The following is an 18,149-nucleotide window of genomic DNA, read 5'->3' on the forward strand; positions in this document are numbered from 1 at the left end:
AACATGGCGACGGAATCCCTTGTTGGGATCGGCTCGCTCTGCCAGGATCGGCAATCATTCCGGGTCGGAGCGCTGCGGTGCCCCACTCGGTTCCAGGACGGCAGTAGATTCCGACATTTACGACAAACAACCGCTCTTCGGTTTCGTGGTCCAGCCCGAATCGGCCCACACGCCGCTGTATGTCACTGTTATCTGCTCTCACCTCTCCCGACACCCTGGACCCAGACCCATGACGGCAACCGCCACCACCGGCACCGACGTCCGCCTGACCGGTATCAGCAAGACCTACGGCAGCTTCACCGCCGTGCATCCCCTCGACCTGTCGGTGCCCGCGGGCTCGTTCTTCGCCCTGCTCGGCGCCTCCGGCTGCGGCAAGACCACCACCCTGCGCATGATCGCCGGCCTGGAGGATCCCACCACCGGTACGGTCGAGCTCGCCGGCAAGGACGTCAGCGGTCTGCCCCCGTACAAGCGGCCCGTCAACACCGTCTTCCAGAACTACGCGCTCTTCCCCCACCTGGACATCTACGAGAACGTCGCCTTCGGCCTGCGTCGCCGCGGCATCAAGTCCGTCAAGAAGCAGGTCGACGAGATGCTCGACCTCGTCCAGCTCGGCGACCTCGCCCACCGCAAGCCCCAGCAGCTCTCCGGTGGCCAGCAGCAGCGCGTCGCCGTCGCCCGCGCGCTCATCAACCACCCCCAGGTGCTCCTCCTCGACGAGCCGCTCGGCGCCCTCGACCTCAAGCTGCGCCGGCAGATGCAGCTGGAGCTCAAGCGCATCCAGACCGAGGTCGGCATCACCTTCATCCACGTCACCCACGACCAGGAGGAAGCCATGACCATGGCCGACACGGTCGCGGTGATGAACGCGGGCCGCGTCGAGCAGCTCGGCGCCCCCGCCGACCTCTACGAGACCCCCCGCACCACCTTCGTCGCCAACTTCCTCGGCACCTCCAACCTCCTCACCGCCGACGTCCTCGGCACCGCGGGCGACGACATCCTTCTGCGGGTCGGTGATACCAAACTCACCCTTCCGGCGACACGATGTACAGCCACCGCCCGCACGGGCGAGAAGCTCCTGGTCGGCATACGGCCCGAGAAGATCACGCTGACGCACGCCGACGACGCCGGCACCGTCGCCGACGGCCGCAACAGCGTCCGCGGCCGCATCGCCCAGTCCAGCTTCACCGGCGTCAGCACCCAGTACCTCGTCGACAGCCCCGCCGGCACCGGCCTGTGCGTCTACGAGCAGAACATCGAGCGCGACTCCCGCCTCGTCCCCGGCGCCGAGGTCGTCCTGCACTGGAACCCCGGCCACAGCTTCGGCCTGGACGCCGCGCAGAACGTCGAGGCGGGCACGGACGTGGAAGCGGAGGGCGCGGGATGACCACCACCGACCTGCCCCCGGTGGCCCCCGCCGCCACCCCCGAGGCCGCCCGGCGCACCCGGCGCGTGCCCTACTGGCTCCTGCTCCCCGGCATCCTCTGGCTGCTCGTCTTCTTCGTCGCGCCGCTGGTCTACCAGGCGTCGACCTCCGTACAGACCGGCTCCCTCGAAGAGGGCTTCGAGGTCACCTGGCACGTCGCCACCTACGCGGACGCGCTGAGCGAGTACTACCCGCAGTTCCTGCGCTCCGTCGGCTACGCCGCCACCGCCACCGCGCTCTGCCTGCTCCTCGGCTACCCGCTGGCCTACCTCATCGCCTTCCGGGCCGGCCGCTGGCGCAACGTCCTGATGGTCCTCGTCATCGCGCCGTTCTTCACCAGCTTCCTGATCCGCACCCTCGCCTGGAAGACGATCCTCTCCGACGGCGGCCCCGTCGTCGCAGCCCTCGACGCCCTGCACGTCCTCTCCCTCACCGACGCGCTCGGCGTCACCGAGGGCCACCGCGTGCTCGCCACCCCGCTCGCCGTCGTCTGCGGTCTGACCTACAACTTCCTGCCCTTCATGATCCTGCCGCTGTACACCTCGCTCGAACGCATCGACGGCCGCCTCCACGAAGCCGCCCACGACCTCTACGCCCGGCCCGTGACCGCCTTCCGCAAGGTGACCCTGCCGCTGTCCATGCCGGGCGTCGTCGCCGGCACGCTGCTGACGTTCATCCCCGCGACGGGCGACTACATCAACGCCGAGCTGCTCGGCTCCACCGACCAGAAGATGATCGGCAACGTCATCCAGTCCCAGTTCCTGCGCGTCCTGGACTACCCGACCGCCGCGGCCCTGTCGTTCCTCCTCATGGCCGTCATCCTCGCCATGGTCACCGTCTACATCCGCAAGTCCGGGACGGAGGACGTCGTCTGATGGCCCCGCACTCCCGCGTCGCGCGCGCCCTGCGCCGCAACCTCGTGGTGATCGCAGGACTGGGCACCCTCGCCTACCTGCTGCTGCCCAACGTCATCGTGACGGTGTTCTCGTTCAACAAGCCCAACGGCCGCTTCAACTACGCCTGGCAGCGCTTCTCCACCGACGCCTGGACCGACCCCTGCGGCGTCGCCGACCTGTGCGGCTCGCTCTCGCTCAGCCTGTGGATCGCCCTCTGGGCGACCGTCGGCGCCACCGTCCTCGGCACGCTGATCGCCTTCGCGCTCGCCCGCCACCGCTTCCGGGGCCGCTCCTCCGTGAGCACCCTGATCTTCCTGCCGATGGCGATGCCCGAGGTCGTCATGGCCGCCTCGCTGGCCACCCTCTTCCTCAACATGGGTGTCAGCTTCGGCTTCTGGACCGTCCTCATCGCCCACATCACGTTCTGCCTGAGCTTCGTGGTCACCGCCGTCAAGGCCCGCGTGATGAGCATGGACCCCCGCCTCGAACAGGCCGCACAGGACCTCTACGCCACCCCGCTGCAGACCTTCCTCAAGGTCACCCTCCCCATCGCCGCCCCCGGCATCGCGGCGGGCGCCCTGCTCTCCTTCGCGCTCTCCTTCGACGACTTCATCATCACCAACTTCAACTCCGGTTCGACCGTGACCTTCCCCATGTACGTCTGGGGATCCGCACAAAGAGGCACACCCGTTCAGATCAATGTCATCGGAACGGCGATGTTCGCCGTCGCCGTGCTGTGCGTCCTCGTCGCCCAACTGGCCGGGAGACGCCGAAAAAGGAGCTGAGACCCATGGCCACCGGCGCCATGAACCCTGTGAAAGCACTGTCCGACGCAACCCCCCGCCCCTACTGGCTCGACGACCCCTCCCGGCCGGAGGCGCTGCCCGCCCTCGTCGGCGACGAGTACTGCGACCTGCTCGTCGTCGGCGGCGGCTACACCGGCCTGTGGACCGCCCTGAACGCCAAGGAGCGGGACCCCGCCCGGGACGTCGTCCTCATCGAGGGCCAGGAGAGCGGCTGGGCCGCCTCCGGCCGCAACGGCGGCTTCTGCGCCGCCTCCCTCACCCACGGCTGGGCCAACGGCCGCGCCCGCTGGCCGGCCGAGCTCACCGCCCTGGAGGAGCTCGGCCACCGCAACCTCGACGGCCTGGAGGCCGCCCTCGCCCGCCACGGCATCGACTGCGACTTCGAGCGCACCGGCGAGATCGACGTGGCCACCGCCCCCCACCAGGTCCACGAGCTGAAGGAGGCCGCCGAGGAGGCGGACTCCCTCGGCGTCCGCGACCACGTCTTCCTCGACCGCGACGCCGTACGCGCCGAGGTCGACTCCCCGACCTTCCTCGCCGGCCTCTGGAACCGCCGCGGCGTCGCCATGCTGCACCCCGCCCGGCTCGCCTGGGGCCTCAAACGCGCCTGCCTGGCCCTGGGCGTGCGCATCTACGAGCACACCCCCGGCACCGAGCTCTCCTCCCGCAGTGCCGGCGTGGCCGTCCGCACCCCCTACGGCCGCGTCTTCGCCCGCCACGCCGCGCTCGGCACCAACGCCTTCCCCTCGCTCGTGAGGCGCCTGCGCCCGTACATCGCCCCCGTCTACGACTACGCCCTGATGACCGAGCCCCTGACGCCGGAGCAGCTCGCCGCGGTCGGCTGGCAGCGGCGGCAGGGGCTGAGCGACAGCGCCAACCACTTCCACTACTTCCGGCTGACCGCCGACCGGCGCATCCTGTGGGGCGGCTACGACATCGTCTACCGCTACGGCGGCGGCGTACGGGCCGAGTACGACCACCACCCGGCCACCTACCGGCGCCTGGCCGGGCACTTCTTCCGCTGCTTCCCGCAACTGGAGGGCGTGCGCTTCTCCCACACCTGGGGCGGCGCCATCGACACCTGCTCCCGCTTCTCCGCCTTCTTCGGCACCGCCCACCGCGGCCGCGTCGCTTACGCCATGGGTTTCACCGGGCTCGGCGTCGGAGCGACCCGCTTCGGCGCGGACGTCATGCTCGACCTGCTGAGCGGCAAACGCACCGAGCGCACGGAGCTGGAGATGGTCCGCAGCAAGCCGCTGCCGTTCCCGCCCGAACCGGTGCGGTCGGTGGGCATCGGCATCACCCAGTGGGCCATGACCCGCGCGGACGCCAACGGAGGCCGCCGCAACCTCTGGCTCAAGGCGATGGACCGGGCCGGCCTGGGATTCGACAGCTGAGCCCCCACAGCACCGCGGCCGACAGGCACCACGCGCCGGCCACGTCCAGCGGCCAGTGGTACCCGCGCAGCACCAGCCCCAGCGCCACGCCCGCGTTGAGCAGGACGCAGCCGGCGGCCCACGGCCACCGGCGGCGGCGAAGGAGCAGCAGCGCGGCGCCCCCGTACGCCACCGCCGCCGTCGCGGCGTGACCGGAGGGGAAGAACCCGGGGTCGCCGCCCATCGCCGGCGGCCCCGGCCGGGCGATCCACGCCTTGAGCGGGACGATCAGCGCCGGCACCGCGGCCATCGCCAGCGCGGCCGCCAGCGGCGGCAGCCAGCGACGCGCCCCGGGGGAGCGCAGGCCCGTCCAGAGCGCGGCCGCGGCCAGCACCGGCACGGCCACGACGGTGTTGCCCAGATCGGCGAGGAATTCGGCGACGGACACGGGGACGGTGCCGGAGGCGGCAGCTGCCCGTCCGACGCGCTCGTCGAGGACGCGCAGCGGCCCGTGCGCGGCGACCTGCCAGGTGAGGACGCCGAACACCAGCGCGGCGAGCACCGGGACGGCGAGCGTGCGGAGGCGGACGTACGGCGGCCCCGGAACAGGGGGGGTAGTTCCGGGGCCGCCGTGCCGGCCGGTGAACCGCGCGCCCCGGGGGGTCTGGGGCGAGCGGCCGTCCGATCGGTGAGGATGTCCGGAGCCGGAGGCTCCAGGGGTGTGCGCGAAGGCACGGCCGGGTCGGCACTGGGGAAGTACCGGCACGGCATCGTCCGCAGTCCCCTGCGGACGGGGTGTTGCGTTCATCTGCAGAAACCGTACGGCAGGCACGCCGGGTCCGATAGTCGGATCACCCGTCCACCACCCCCTCCGCACAGGTTCTTCACTCCCTTACAAGCGGGCGAACGCTTACAGACGGGCGAACGCCGCCTCGATGATGTCGAGGCCCTCGTTCAGCAGGTCCTCGCCGATGACCAGCGGCGGCAGGAAGCGCAGCACGTTGCCGTAGGTGCCGCAGGTCAGGACCAGCACGCCCTCGGCGTGGCAAGCCTTGGCCAGCGCACCGGCGGCGGCCGCGTTCGGCTCCTTGGTGGCGCGGTCGGTGACCAGCTCGATGGCGATCATGGCGCCGCGGCCGCGGATGTCACCGATGACCTCGTACTTCTCGGCCATCGCGGAGAGGCGGGTCTTCATGACCTCCTCGATGCGCTTGGCCTTGCCGTTGAGGTCGAGCTCCTTCATGGTCTCGATGGAGCCCAGCGCACCGGCGCAGGCCACCGGGTTGCCGCCGTAGGTGCCGCCCAGGCCGCCCGCGTGCGGGGCGTCCATGATCTCGGCGCGGCCGGTGACGGCGGCGAGCGGCAGACCGCCCGCGATGCCCTTGGCGGTAGTGATCAGGTCCGGGACGATGCCCTCGTCCTCACAGGCGAACCACTGGCCGGTGCGGCAGAAGCCGGACTGGATCTCGTCCGCGACGAAGACGATGCCGTTGTCGTTGGCGAACTTCACGATCGCCGGCAGGAAGCCCTTGGCCGGCTCGATGAAGCCGCCCTCGCCGAGCACCGGCTCGATGATGATCGCGGCGACGTTCTCGGCGCCGATCTGCTTGCTGATCTGGTCGATGGCCTGGGCGGCGGCCTCGGGGCCGCAGTTCTCCGGGCCGGTGGGCCAGCGGTAGCCGTAGGCGACCGGCACGCGGTAGACCTCGGGCGCGAACGGGCCGAAGCCCTGCTTGTACGGCATGTTCTTCGCCGTCAGCGCCATCGTCAGGTTGGTGCGGCCGTGGTAGCCGTGGTCGAAGACCACGACGGCCTGGCGCTTGGTGTACGCACGGGCGATCTTGACGGCGTTCTCGACGGCCTCGGCGCCCGAGTTGAACAGCGCGGACTTCTTGGCGTGGTCGCCCGGCGTCAGCTCGGCCAGCGCCTCGCAGACCTCGACGTAGCCCTCGTACGGGGTCACCATGAAGCAGGTGTGGGTGAAGTCGGCCAGCTGCGCGGAGGCGCGGCGGACCACGGCCTCGGCGGAGGCGCCGACCGAGGTCACGGCGATGCCGGAACCGAAGTCGATCAGACGGTTGCCGTCGATGTCCTCGATGATGCCGCCGCCCGCGCGGGCCGTGAACACGGGCAGTACGGAGCCCACGCCGCCGGCCACCGTCTCAAGGCGGCGTGCCTGCAGCTCCTGGGACTTCGGGCCGGGGATCGCGGTGACGAGCTTGCGCTCCTGCGGGACAGCGGTCATGGGGGCTCCTGGGGGTGATTCGGACACATCCGGGGTCTTTCCCCGCAGGCTAGGTGCGGGGGCACGGGTCGGGCATGCGCCGTTCGGTAGTGGTCCGCACGTGTCGTTGTCCGCCGCGGACATGGCGGGTGCCCGGCCCCGCTCCGGCCCGAAACGCTGGAACTGTCGGTGCCGGGCACTAGATTGAGCTCCGGCACCGCCCGGATGCGGGCATGGCTGGTCAGGGGGGTCGAGGGGGCCATGGACACCGAAGACACGTACGACGCGCGCGGCACCCGCGCCCATGCGGTGCCGCGCCCGGCCGGACCGCCCCCGCCACCGGCCGCACCGCCCCGTCCCGCCCACGCCCCGGCCGCCACCCGGCCGGCGGTCGTGCAGTGGCTGAACGCGCCGCGCCGGCCCGCCCCGCCCGGTGTCTTCCGGCACGGCCACGTGCCGCCACCGCGGCTCCGCCCCGACCGGGTCCCGGACCGTGCGCTGCTGTCCGGAGCGCTGATCTCCCTGCTGTCCGGCGTGCTCCTGTGGACCCTGCTGTGGAACGGCTACATCCCCTACTGGCGCGTGCCCATGAAGCTGGTCACCCCGCCCGAGTGGTGGCGCGCCGGCGTCATGGGCGGCCCGGCGACGATGGACGCGGTCGAGGCCACCATCGTCTACCGCGCCCTGATCGCCGCCCTGCTCATCTACGGCTTCGGCCGCCTGGGCAACTGGCCCGAGCTGCTCCGGCGCTTCGTCGGCAGCCGCCCCCAGCCCTCCCGCGCCGCGGCCGCGGCGCTCCTCGCGGGCCTGACGCAGCTGCTGACGTGGAAGGGCACGCTGCCCGTCGTCGAGCCGGTCTTCGTCCTCACGCCCGAGTCCTGGCTGCAGGGCGGCGGTGACCACTACCGCGCCGCCGTGGTCGTCTACGGCCTCTACACCCTCATCGTCGCCGCCCTCCTGTGGCCCTTCGCCCGGCTGGGCGACTGGCCGGGCCTCCTCCGCACCCTCCGCCGCGGCGAGCCCCGGCGCGCCGGCCCGCCGCCCGGCCCCCCCGCCCCCGGCCGGGCCGACTGGCCGGAGCTGCGGGAGGCGGGCCGGCCGGAGGCCGCCGAGCGGCTCGCCGGGGAGCTGGCCGCCGGCCGCATGAACGACGTCGACTGCGTGCGCGTCCACCACGCATGGACGGCGGCGCGCACCGACCCCGCACGGCTCGCCTCGTTCACGGACACCGTCCTGCGCCACGGCGCGGCCTCCTGGGCCCACCCCTCCGGCGAGCGCGACCTGCCCACGCGCACGGCCACCCACGACCTGCTCACCGGCCAGGTCCGCATCGGCCGCAGCGCGGACCACGCCCGCAACCCCTACGAGCGCCGCGGCTCCGGCGTCGCCCTGGACCCCGCCGTCCTCGGCACGTCGCTGCTCGCGGTCGGACCGCCCGGTGCGGGCAAGACCCACCGCCTGATCAGGCCCGTCACCGAGTCCCTCGCACTGCAGGCCCTCGCCCGCCGGTGCAGCGTCGTCGCCGTCTGCGCCGCCGGCACGCCGCTGGGCCCCGACGACGCCTACGACGTCGTGGTCAAGCCCGGCGACGGCACGTCCCTGCACGACCTCGACCTCTACGGCGGGGCCACCGACCCCGACGAGGCCGCCGCCTTCCTCGCGGAGGGCCTCGTCGGCGACCTCCCCGGCGTCGACACCCGCCGGGCCGCCACGGCCCTGGCCCAGCTGCTGGGCCCCCACCACGCCGCCCACGGCCGCTTCCCGGCCGTTCCCGAGCTCTACGAGCTCCTCAGCGGCACCCCCTCCGTCCTGGCCGGCCTGCGCCGCCGGCTCGACGAGGACGGGCACCACGCGATGCTGCGCGAGCTGGAGGCCCGGCTGCGACAGAGCGGCTCCGCCTCCGACCCCTGCCCCGCACTCGCCGACCGCGTGGCCCTGCTCGACCGGCCGGCCTTCGCCGACTTCTTCGCCGTCGGCCCCACCGCCCGGCCCTTCTCCCTGCGCTCCGTGCAGCACCACCCGCTGCGCGTCCGCATCGACCTGCCCGAGCGCGCCCACACGGAGGCGTCCCGGCTGCTCGCCCGGCTGATCCTCGCCCAGTTCACGGCCATGGCCACGGCCCGCACCGACCGTTCGCTCTTCACCTGCCTGGTCCTCGACGACGCGACCGGCACCCTCACCGCCGACACCGTCCGCGGCATCCAGCGCCTGCGGTCGGCCAACGCCGGAGCGGTGCTCGCCCTGCGCACCGTCGACGACGTGCCCGAGGGCCTGCACATCGCCCTGCTCGGCGCGGCCGGCTGCCACATGGCCTTCTCGGGGGTGACGACCTGGGACGGCCGGCGGTTCGCGGAGGCGTGGGGCACCGAGTGGGTCGAGACCCGAGAGGTCGCCCACCACGCCGTCTTCGCCGACCAGCCGCTCACCCGGGCCGTGCACGCCCTGCGCCGGCTCGTCACCGGCCAGGCGGTCACCCGGGACGCGGTGACCGTGCGGAAGGTGGAGCGGGAGCGCTGGTCGGCCTCGGAGCTGGCGCGCGAGGTGCCCGCGGACCACGCCGTGCTGTCCCTGACGACGGTCGGCGGGGAACACGTGCCTCCGCTGCTGGTGGACCTGCGCGGCTGAAGGGGCGGGGGCAACCTGCCGACCTGGCAGAATTGAGGAGAGCCGTTCATACGGGACGGCGTAATCCCCCGCCGGGCCTTCCGTGATTCCTCCCGGAGCCCCCTCCTTCCCCCGTTCCCGTGTTCCGCCCCCGCCGAAAGTTCGCGCCCATGCCGCCCACCCTCGCCTCACTCGTCCAGCACTCGGCGCTGAAGCTCACCGTGCTCGCGGGCGAGGACCGGCTGGACACCCCCGTCCGCTGGGCGCACGTCAGCGAGCTGGCCGACCCGGTGCCCTGGATGGACGGCGGGGAACTGCTGCTCATCACGGCCATGAAGATCGACGCCGAGGACCGGGAGGCGATGCGCCGCTACGTACGGCGCCTGGTCCGCGCCGGCGTGGTGGGGCTCGGCTTCGCCGTCGGCGTCAACTACGAGCACGTGCCGGACGCCCTGGTCGAGGCGGCCCGCGAGGAGGGGCTGCCGCTCCTGGAGGTGCCGCGCCGCACCCCCTTCCTGGCCATCACCAAGGCGGTCTCCGCGGCCATCGCCGCCGACCAGTACCGGGCGGTGACCGCCGGCTTCGAGGCCCAGCGCGAACTGACCCGCGCCGCCCTCGCCCCCGAGGGACCGGCCGCCCTGATCGCCCGGCTCGCCGCCCACCTCGGCGGATGGGCCGCGCTGTACGACGCCTCGGGCGCCGTCGTCGCCGCCGCACCCGACTGGGCGGCCCGGCGCGCGGCCCGGCTGGGCGCCGACGTCGAGCGGCTGCGCGAACGGCCCGCCCCCGCCACCACCGTCGTCGGCTCGGACGGCGCCGAGGAGGGCGGCGACCGCGTCGAACTGCAGTCCCTCGGCTCCGGACGCCGCACCCGCGGCGTCCTCGCCGTCGGCACGGACGCCCCCCTCGGCACCGCCGAGCGCTACGCCGTGCACTCGGCCATCGCCCTGCTCACCCTCACCACCGAGCGCTCGCGGGCCCTGCAGGACGCCGAGCAGCGGCTGGGCGCCGCGGTGCTGCGCATGCTGCTGGCCGGCGAGCCGGAGAACGCCCGGACGGTGGCGGGCGAGCTGTACGGCGGGCTGCTGGACGCGCCGTTCCGGATCGTGGTGGCCGAGACGGCCGAGGGCCAGGCCGACGCCGATGCCGTGCTCGCGGCGCTGGCGGACGCGGTCGACACGGCGGCGAGCCGGGCCGCGGAGCCGGTGCTGGCCGTCCCCGAAGGCCACCGCATCGTCGTCCTCGCGCCGGACGGCGGCGCCGTGGTCGCCGCCTGCATCGCCCACGCGCGCGCCGCCGAGGCCCGCCGGGCCGGATCCGCCGAGCCCGCCCCCGCCACCGAGGCGTCCCTCGGCGTCTCCGCCCCCGCCGCCCCGGCCGCCGCCGGGACGGCCTTCCGCCAGGCCGAGCAGGCCCTGTCGGTGGCCCGCCGCCGGGGCCGGGTGCTGGTCGAGCACGAGGAGGTCTCCGCCGGCTCGGTCCTGCCGCTGCTGGCCGACGACGCCGTGCGGGCGTTCGCGGACGGCATGCTGCGGGCGCTGTACGAGCACGACGCCAAGGGCCGCGGCGACCTGGTCGCCTCCCTGCGGGCCTGGCTCGCCCGGCACGGACAGTGGGACGCGGCCGCCGCGGACCTCGGGGTGCACCGGCACACGCTGCGGTACCGGATGCGGCGCGTCGAGGAGATCCTGGGCCGTTCGCTGGACGACCCGGACGTCCGCATGGAGCTGTGGCTCGCTTTGAAGGCGACGTCGACGGGGGCGGCGTAGAGCACGCGGGGCCGGTTCTCCTTCCCCGCACCCGCCCCTCCCCCGAAACCGGGCCAAGCCGCTGGGCTTTTTGGGCCCCTGGGCCCCCTGGGCCTCCGGCCCCCGGGCGCGCGGGGCCGGGGCGCCGCCGCGGGAAACGGTGAAAGGGCGGGGCCGGGGACCCCTCTCCGCCGTCGTGGTGATCAGCCACCCCCGACGTGTCCGGCGGTGCCGCCCCGCCCCTCCCACTTCGCCGTGGCGGCGCACCGCCGGCCCACCGTGCTCCATGACGGACAAGCGACCCCGGCCCGCCGCAGCCCTACGGTGAGGGAGCCCATTACGTCTGTACCCCCCGGAGGGAATCCGTGACTGCTCCCCACGCGTTCTGGCTGGCCGGCCGCGAGGCCACCGGCGAGGAGACCTTCGACGTCACGAATTCCTGGGACGGTCGTCTCGTCGGCACCGTGAGCGTGCCCACCGAGGCGCAGGTCGAGGAGGCCGTGGCCGCCGCGCACGCCGTGCGCGACGAGTTCGCCGCGACGCCCGCGCACGTGCGCACCGCCGCCCTCGACCACGTCGCCAAGCGGCTCGCCGAGCGCACCGAGGAGATCGCCCAGCTGATCTCCGCCGAGAACGGCAAGCCCATCAAGTGGGCCCGCGGCGAGGTCGGCCGTGCCGTCTCCGTGTTCCGCTGGGCCGCCGAGGAGGCCCGCCGCTTCAACGCCGGCGAGGCCCAGCGCCTGGACACCGACCCGGGCTCCACCGGCCGCCTCGCGCTGACCCGCCGCGTCCCGCGCGGCACGGTCCTCGGCATCGCGCCCTTCAACTTCCCGCTCAACCTGAGCGCGCACAAGGTCGCCCCGGCCATCGCCGTCGGCGCCCCGATCATCCTCAAGCCCGCCCCGGCCACCCCCATCTCGTCCCTCGTCCTCGGCGAGATCCTGGCCGAGACGGACCTGCCGGCCGGCTCCTGGAGCGTGCTGCCCGTTCCCAACGACCGCATGCCCGCCCTCGTGCAGGACGAGCGCCTGCCGGTCATCTCCTTCACCGGCTCCGGCCCGGTCGGCTGGTCGATCCTCGACTCCGCGCCGCGCAAGCACGTCACCCTGGAGCTCGGCGGCAACGGCGCGGCCGTCGTCCTCGCCGACTGGTCCTCCGAGGAGGACCTGGACTGGGCCGCGCAGCGCATCGCGACCTTCTCCAACTACCAGGGCGGCCAGTCCTGCATCTCCGTGCAGCGCGTCATCGCCGACGCCTCGGTCTACGACCGCCTGCTGCCGAAGGTCGTCGCGGCCGTCGAGGCCCAGGTCACCGGTGACCCGTCCGACGCCTCCACCGACGTCGGCCCGCTGGTCAGCGAGGACGCCGCCCGGCGCGTGGAGTCCTGGGTCGACGAGGCCGTCGCGGCCGGCGCGAAGCTGCTCGCCGGCGGCAAGCGCGAGGGCGCGACCTACGCCCCGACCGTCCTGGCCGAGGTCCCGGTCGGCGTGACGATCGCCTGCGAGGAGGTCTTCGGCCCGGTCCTGACCATCACCAGGGCCGAGGGCGAGGACGCGGCGTTCGCGGCCGTCAACGACTCCCCGTACGGCCTGCAGGCCGGCGTCTTCACCCACGACCTGCAGACCGCCTTCCGTGCACACCGCGCGCTGGAGGTCGGCGGCGTGGTCATCGGCGACGTGCCCTCCTACCGTGCCGACCAGATGCCCTACGGCGGCGCCAAGCAGTCCGGCGTGGGCCGCGAGGGCGTGCGCTACGCGATGGACGACTACACCTACGAGCGCGTCCTGGTCCTGACGGGCCTCAGCCTGTAACGGCGTCACCCCGCAAGACCAACAGTGCGCTCCGGCCCGACGGGCCGGAGCGCACTGTTGTGCACCCGGTCCGGATCGCCTGCACGGGGGCTGGTAGAGCCGGTACGGATCGGGTAGGTACATACGGACGAGTAGCACCGGTCGGTAGTCGACCGGGTCAACCGCCCCGACTCAACACGGTGAGGTGCCAGATGACCGCACCATCCGTACGACCGGTCTCCGAGCGCGAGGCCCGCCAGGTCGCCGAAGCGGCCCGGGAGCAGGGATGGAAGAAGCCCAGCTTCGCCAAGGAGCTCTTCCTCGGCCGGTTCCGGCTCGACCTGCTGCACCCCCATCCCACCCCCGCCCCCGAGGACGTCCGCCGCGGCGAGGAGTTCCTCGCCAAGCTGCGCGACTTCTGCGAGACGCGGATCGACGGCGCCCGCATCGAGCGCGAAGCGAAGATCCCCGACGAGACGGTGAACGGGCTCAAGGAGCTCGGCGCCTTCGGCATGAAGATCGACATCAAGTACGGGGGCCTCGGGCTCACCCAGGTCTACTACAACAAGGCGCTCTCCCTCGTCGGCTCCGCCAGCCCCGTCGTCGGCGCGCTGCTCTCGGCCCACCAGTCCATCGGCGTGCCCCAGCCGCTGAAGCTCTTCGGCACGCAGGAGCAGAAGGACACGTTCCTGCCGCGCTGCGCGCGCACGGACATCACCGCCTTCCTCCTCACCGAGCCGGACGTCGGCTCCGACCCGGCCCGGCTGGCCACGACCGCCGTTCCCGACGGCGACGACTACGTCCTGGACGGCGTGAAGCTGTGGACGACCAACGGCGTCGTCGCCGACCTGCTCGTCGTCATGGCGCGCGTGCCCAGGAGCGAGGGCCACAAGGGCGGCATCACCGCCTTCGTCGTCGAGGCGGCGGCCGACGGCGTCACCGTGGAGAACCGCAACGCCTTCATGGGCCTGCGCGGCATCGAGAACGGCGTCACCCGCTTCCACCAGGTCCGCGTCCCCGCCGCGCAGCGCATCGGCCCCGAGGGCGCCGGCCTGAAGATCGCGCTGACCACGCTCAACACCGGCCGGCTGTCCATCCCCGCCATGTGCGTCTCCGGCGGCAAATGGGCCCTGAAGATCGCCCGTGAGTGGTCCACCGCCCGCGAGCAGTGGGGCAAGTCCATCGCCCGGCACGAGGCCGTCGGCGCGAAGATCTCCTTCATCGCCGCGACGACCTTCGCCCTCGAAGCCGTCCTCGACCTCTCCAGCCAGATGGCGGACGAGGACCGCAACGACATCCGCATCGAGGCCGCGCTCGCCAAGCTCTACGCCAGCGAGATGGCCTGGCTGATGACCGACGAGCTGGTCCAGATCCGCGGCGGCCGCGGCTACGAGAGCGCCGCCTCGCTGGCCGCCCGCGGCGAGCGGGCCGTCCCCGCCGAGCAGATGCTGCGCGACTCGCGGATCAACCGCATCTTCGAGGGCTCCACCGAGATCATGCACCTGCTCATCGCCCGCGAGGCCGTCGACGCCCACCTCACCGTCGCCGGCGACCTCATCGACCCCGACAAGTCCCTCGGCGACAAGGCCCGGGCCGGCGCCCGCGCCGGCGGCTTCTACGCCCGCTGGCTGCCCAAGCTGGTCGCCGGGCCCGGACAGCTCCCGCGGACCTACGCGGAGTTCCACCCGGCCGGCCACCGCGACCTGTCGGGGCACCTGCGCTACGTCGAGCGCTCCTCGCGCAAGCTGGCCCGCTCCACCTTCTACGCCATGTCGCGGTGGCAGGGCCGCATGGAGACCAAGCAGGGCTTCCTCGGCCGGATCGTCGACATCGGCGCCGAGCTGTTCGCCATGAGCGCCGCCTGCGTGCGCGCCGAGCACCTGCGCGTCCTCGGCGAGCACGGCGGCGAGGCGTACGAGCTCGCCGACGCCTTCTGCCGCCAGTCCCGCCTGCGCGTGGAGGAGCTCTTCCGGCGGCTGTGGAGCAACACCGACGAGCTCGACCGCAAGGTCGTCTCCCAGGTGATGGCGGGCTCCTACGAGTGGCTGGAGAGCGGCATCGTCGACCCCAGCGGCGAAGGCCCCTGGATCGCCGACGCCACTCCGGGGCCCTCCAAGGCGGAGAACGTCCACCGCCCGATCCGCTGAGCCGGCGGGCCCCACGGCCGCATCACCGGGACGCCCTGTCGGGCCCGCCCGGCGGTGCGGCCACAATGGGGGGATGACGGACTCCCTCGCTGACCCGCACCTGCGCTACTCCGCCGCCCCGGCCGGCGGCGGACCGCGCGAGATCGTGATCCTCGGCTCGACCGGCTCCATCGGCACCCAGGCCATCGACCTCGTGCTCCGCAACCCCGACCGCTTCACGGTGACCGCCCTGTCGGCCGCGGGCGGCCGGGTGGAGCTCCTCGCCGAGCAGGCGCGCCGGCTGCGGGTACGCCGGGTCGCGGTCGCGCAGGCCGACAAGGCGCCCGCGCTGCGCGAGGCGCTCGCCGCCCAGTACGGGAGCGAGCCGCTGCCCGAGGTCCTGGCGGGCCCGGACGCGGCCACCGAGCTGGCCCGCAGCGAGTGCCACACCGTCCTCAACGGCATCACCGGCTCCATCGGCCTGGCGCCCACCCTGGCCGCCCTGGAGGCCGGCCGCACCCTGGCCCTGGCCAACAAGGAGTCGCTGATCGTCGGCGGCCCGCTGGTCAAGGCCGTCGCCAAGCCCGGCCAGATCATCCCGGTGGACTCCGAGCACGCGGCCCTCTTCCAGGCCCTGCTCGGCGGCACCCGCTCCGAGGTCCGCAAGCTCGTCGTCACCGCCTCCGGCGGCCCCTTCCGCGGCCGCAGCAAGGCGGAGCTGGCCTCGGTCACCCCGAAGGACGCCCTGGCGCACCCCACCTGGTCCATGGGCCCGGTGATCACGATCAACTCCGCCACCCTGGTCAACAAGGGGCTGGAGGTCATCGAGGCCCACCTGCTGTACGACATCCCCTTCGAGCGCATCGAGGTCGTCGTCCACCCGCAGTCCTACGTCCACTCGATGGTGGAATTCACCGACGGCTCCACGCTCGCCCAGGCCACCCCGCCCGACATGCGCGGCCCGATCGCCATCGGCCTCGGCTGGCCCGAGCGGGTGCCGGACGCGGCCCCGGCCTTCGACTGGTCCCAGGCGTCGACCTGGGAGTTCTTCCCGCTCGACGACGACGCCTTCCCCTCCGTCGGCCTGGCCCGGCACGTCGGCGGCCTGGGCGGCACGGCACCGGCCGTCTTCAACGCCGCCAACGAGGAGTGCGTCGATGCGTTCCTCAGCGGGCAGCTGCCGTTCAATGGGATCGTGGACACCGTCGCCGAGGTGGTGGCGGAACACGGCACTCCCGCCGCGGGAACCCGCCTGACCGTCTCGGACGTCCTGCAAGCGGAGACCTGGGCACGCGCCCGGGCCCGCGAACTGGCGGCCCGTACGGGCGCCCGTACGGCGAAAGCGACCTCGGAGGCCCGCGCATGACGACACTGATGACCGTCCTCGGGATAGTCGTCTTCGTGGTGGGCCTGCTCTTCTCCATCGCCTGGCACGAGCTGGGGCACCTCTCCACCGCCAAGATGTTCGGCATCCGGGTGCCGCAGTACATGGTCGGCTTCGGGCCGACGCTCTTCTCGCGGCAGAAGGGCGAGACCGAGTACGGCATCAAGGCCGTCCCGCTCGGCGGCTACATCCGCATGATCGGCATGTTCCCGCCCGGCGAGGACGGCCGGATCAGCGCCCGCTCCACCTCGCCCTGGCGCGGCATGATCGAGGACGCCCGCTCGGCCGCCTTCGAGGAGCTGCGGCCCGGCGACGAAACCCGCATGTTCTACACGCGCACGCCGTGGAAGCGCGTGATCGTCATGTTCGCCGGACCGTTCATGAACCTGGTCCTGGCCGTGGTGATCTTCCTGGGCGTGATGATGTCGTTCGGCGTCAACACCCAGACCACCACCGTCTCCGCCGTCTCCGACTGCGTGGTCTCCGCCAGCGCCCCCACCGACAAGTGCCCCGCGGGCGCCAAGGACTCCCCGGCCAAGGCGGCCGGCCTCCAGCCCAAGGACCGCATCGTCGCCTTCAACGGCCACAAGGCCACCGACTGGACGACGCTGCAGAAGGAGATCCGCAGGACCACCGGCCCGGCCACGATCACCGTCGTCCGGGACGGGCAGCAGAAGACCCTCACCGCGGACCTCATCTCCAACCAGGTCCAGAAGTACGACGGCAAGGGCGCCCCCCTCAAGGGCCAGTACGTCACCGCGGGCTTCCTCGGCTTCACGCCCGCCACCGGCGTCGTCCCGCAGTCCTTCGGGCAGTCCGTCGACCGTATGGGCGACATGGTCCAGTCCGGTGTGGAGTCCCTGATCGCCCTGCCCGGCAAGATCCCGGACCTGTGGAACGCGGCCTTCGACGGCGGCGAGCGCAAGGCGGACTCGCCCATGGGCGTGGTGGGCGCCGCCCGCGTCGGCGGCGAGGTCTTCAACCTCGACATCCCGCCGTCCCAGCAGATCGCGACCATGCTCTTCCTGGTCGCCGGCTTCAACCTCTCGCTGTTCCTCTTCAACATGCTGCCGCTGCTGCCGCTGGACGGCGGGCACATCGCGGGCGCGCTGTGGGAGTCGGTGCGGCGCACGTTCGCCAAGCTCTTCCGGCGCCCCGACCCGGGCCCCTTCGACGTGGCGAAGCTGATGCCGGTCGCCTACGTGGTGGCCGGGATCTTCGTCTGCTTCACGATCCTCGTGCTCATCGCCGACCTGGTGAACCCGGTGCGGCTCACCTAGCGGCGGACGGTATCGTCCCGTGAACGCCGGAAGGGCCGCTTCTGCGGCCCTTCCGGCGTTCACGGCCCCGCTCACGGGACCCTGGCGGGGGACCGGCAATGTGCTCCGGAGGGGACCGGTGCCGTAACCTCGGATGACGGAGCCCGCCGATCTCGGGACCATGATTTAAGACCTTGGGGTTGCTCGCCAGATGACAGCGATTTCGCTTGGAATGCCGTCCGTTCCGACCAAGCTCGCCGACCGCAGGGTCAGCCGCAAGATCCAGGTCGGATCCGTGGCCGTCGGCGGCGACGCCCCCGTCTCCGTCCAGTCGATGACGACCACCCGGACCTCCGACATCGGCGCCACGCTGCAGCAGATCGCCGAGCTCACCGCCTCCGGCTGCCAGATCGTCCGCGTCGCCTGCCCGACCCAGGACGACGCCGACGCGCTGCCGGTCATCGCGAAGAAGTCCCAGATCCCGGTGATCGCGGACATCCACTTCCAGCC

13 protein-coding genes are annotated in these 18,149 nt (G+C 72.8%); 11 read left to right on the plus strand and 2 right to left on the minus strand.

What is annotated here, in order from left to right; translation table 11 throughout:
• The first annotated feature begins 229 nt into the window (after nt 1–229).
• From IE182_RS13585 to IE182_RS13600, 4 genes are read left to right on the plus strand one after another with little or no spacing between them, the layout of a single operon-like run.
• Nucleotides 230–1,387: an ABC transporter ATP-binding protein gene (locus IE182_RS13585; RefSeq protein ID WP_190110024.1), complete on the plus strand. Its 1,158-nt coding sequence runs from the start codon at nt 230–232 to the stop codon at nt 1,385–1,387.
• On the plus strand, nt 1,384–2,301 hold the full coding sequence (locus IE182_RS13590; RefSeq protein ID WP_190110025.1) for an ABC transporter permease: 918 nt from the start codon (nt 1,384–1,386) through the stop codon (nt 2,299–2,301). Before IE182_RS13585 ends, IE182_RS13590 begins: the two co-directional genes overlap by 4 nt.
• The gene (locus tag IE182_RS13595; RefSeq protein ID WP_190110026.1) at nt 2,301–3,107 is read left to right on the plus strand and encodes an ABC transporter permease; all 807 of its coding nucleotides are present in this window, start codon (nt 2,301–2,303) and stop codon (nt 3,105–3,107) included. The genes IE182_RS13590 and IE182_RS13595 overlap by 1 nt, the downstream gene beginning before the upstream one ends.
• Nucleotides 3,108–3,112: 5 nt before the next feature.
• Entirely contained in the window at nt 3,113–4,525 is a 1,413-nt protein-coding gene (locus IE182_RS13600) for an NAD(P)/FAD-dependent oxidoreductase (RefSeq protein WP_229844781.1), read from the plus strand.
• Here the strand turns inward: IE182_RS13600 and IE182_RS13605 are convergent.
• Nucleotides 4,485–5,066, minus strand: coding sequence for a phosphatase PAP2 family protein (locus IE182_RS13605; RefSeq protein WP_229844784.1), 582 nt, complete (start codon nt 5,064–5,066; stop codon nt 4,485–4,487). The genes IE182_RS13600 and IE182_RS13605 overlap by 41 nt on opposite strands.
• A 348-nt stretch (nt 5,067–5,414) precedes the next feature.
• On the minus strand, nt 5,415–6,749 hold the full coding sequence (gene gabT, locus IE182_RS13610) for a 4-aminobutyrate--2-oxoglutarate transaminase (RefSeq protein WP_190110028.1): 1,335 nt from the start codon (nt 6,747–6,749) through the stop codon (nt 5,415–5,417).
• Nucleotides 6,750–6,989: 240 nt separating this feature from the next.
• Between gabT and IE182_RS13615 the strand changes: the two genes are divergently transcribed.
• The 7 genes from IE182_RS13615 to IE182_RS13645 form a co-directional block, all read left to right on the plus strand.
• Nucleotides 6,990–9,353 carry an ATP/GTP-binding protein gene (locus IE182_RS13615; RefSeq protein WP_190110029.1) on the plus strand — a complete coding sequence of 788 codons (2,364 nt, stop codon included), beginning with the start codon at nt 6,990–6,992 and terminating at the stop codon, nt 9,351–9,353.
• A gap of 149 nt (nt 9,354–9,502) precedes the next feature.
• Nucleotides 9,503–11,101, plus strand: a complete 1,599-nt coding sequence (locus IE182_RS13620) for a PucR family transcriptional regulator (RefSeq protein WP_190110030.1) — start codon at nt 9,503–9,505, stop codon at nt 11,099–11,101.
• Between the two features lie 344 nt (nt 11,102–11,445).
• The gene (locus IE182_RS13625) at nt 11,446–12,891 is read left to right on the plus strand and encodes an aldehyde dehydrogenase family protein (protein WP_190110031.1); all 1,446 of its coding nucleotides are present in this window, start codon (nt 11,446–11,448) and stop codon (nt 12,889–12,891) included.
• Nucleotides 12,892–13,082: 191 nt separating this feature from the next.
• Nucleotides 13,083–15,017: an acyl-CoA dehydrogenase family protein gene (locus IE182_RS13630; protein WP_190110032.1), complete on the plus strand. Its 1,935-nt coding sequence runs from the start codon at nt 13,083–13,085 to the stop codon at nt 15,015–15,017.
• 73 nt (nt 15,018–15,090) lie between these two features.
• Complete coding sequence (dxr, locus tag IE182_RS13635) at nt 15,091–16,362, plus strand: 1-deoxy-D-xylulose-5-phosphate reductoisomerase (protein WP_190110033.1); 1,272 nt, start codon at nt 15,091–15,093, stop codon at nt 16,360–16,362.
• A complete protein-coding gene (locus tag IE182_RS13640; protein ID WP_190110034.1) occupies nt 16,359–17,660 on the plus strand; it encodes a M50 family metallopeptidase in 1,302 nt (433 codons plus the stop codon). The genes dxr and IE182_RS13640 overlap by 4 nt, the downstream gene beginning before the upstream one ends.
• A 190-nt stretch (nt 17,661–17,850) precedes the next feature.
• Nucleotides 17,851–18,149, plus strand: a 299-nt coding sequence (locus IE182_RS13645; protein WP_190110035.1) for a flavodoxin-dependent (E)-4-hydroxy-3-methylbut-2-enyl-diphosphate synthase, incomplete at its 3' end; no start/stop codon positions are given.

The sequence above is a fragment of the Streptomyces cinnamoneus genome (genome assembly GCF_014650495.1).
Lineage (GTDB): Bacteria > Actinomycetota > Actinomycetes > Streptomycetales > Streptomycetaceae > Streptomyces > Streptomyces cinnamoneus.

Coding starts and splice junctions, on each gene's coding strand:
- IE182_RS13585 (WP_190110024.1), top strand. CDS start 230: ATGACGGCAACCGCCACCACCGGCACCGACGTCCGCCTGACCGGTATC.
- dxr (WP_190110033.1), top strand. CDS start 15,091: ATGACGGACTCCCTCGCTGACCCGCACCTGCGCTACTCCGCCGCCCCG.
- gabT (WP_190110028.1), bottom strand. CDS start 6,749: ATGACCGCTGTCCCGCAGGAGCGCAAGCTCGTCACCGCGATCCCCGGC.
- IE182_RS13615 (WP_190110029.1), top strand. CDS start 6,990: ATGGACACCGAAGACACGTACGACGCGCGCGGCACCCGCGCCCATGCG.
- IE182_RS13600 (WP_229844781.1), top strand. CDS start 3,113: ATGGCCACCGGCGCCATGAACCCTGTGAAAGCACTGTCCGACGCAACC.
- IE182_RS13590 (WP_190110025.1), top strand. CDS start 1,384: ATGACCACCACCGACCTGCCCCCGGTGGCCCCCGCCGCCACCCCCGAG.
- IE182_RS13595 (WP_190110026.1), top strand. CDS start 2,301: ATGGCCCCGCACTCCCGCGTCGCGCGCGCCCTGCGCCGCAACCTCGTG.
- IE182_RS13640 (WP_190110034.1), top strand. CDS start 16,359: ATGACGACACTGATGACCGTCCTCGGGATAGTCGTCTTCGTGGTGGGC.
- IE182_RS13630 (WP_190110032.1), top strand. CDS start 13,083: ATGACCGCACCATCCGTACGACCGGTCTCCGAGCGCGAGGCCCGCCAG.
- IE182_RS13620 (WP_190110030.1), top strand. CDS start 9,503: ATGCCGCCCACCCTCGCCTCACTCGTCCAGCACTCGGCGCTGAAGCTC.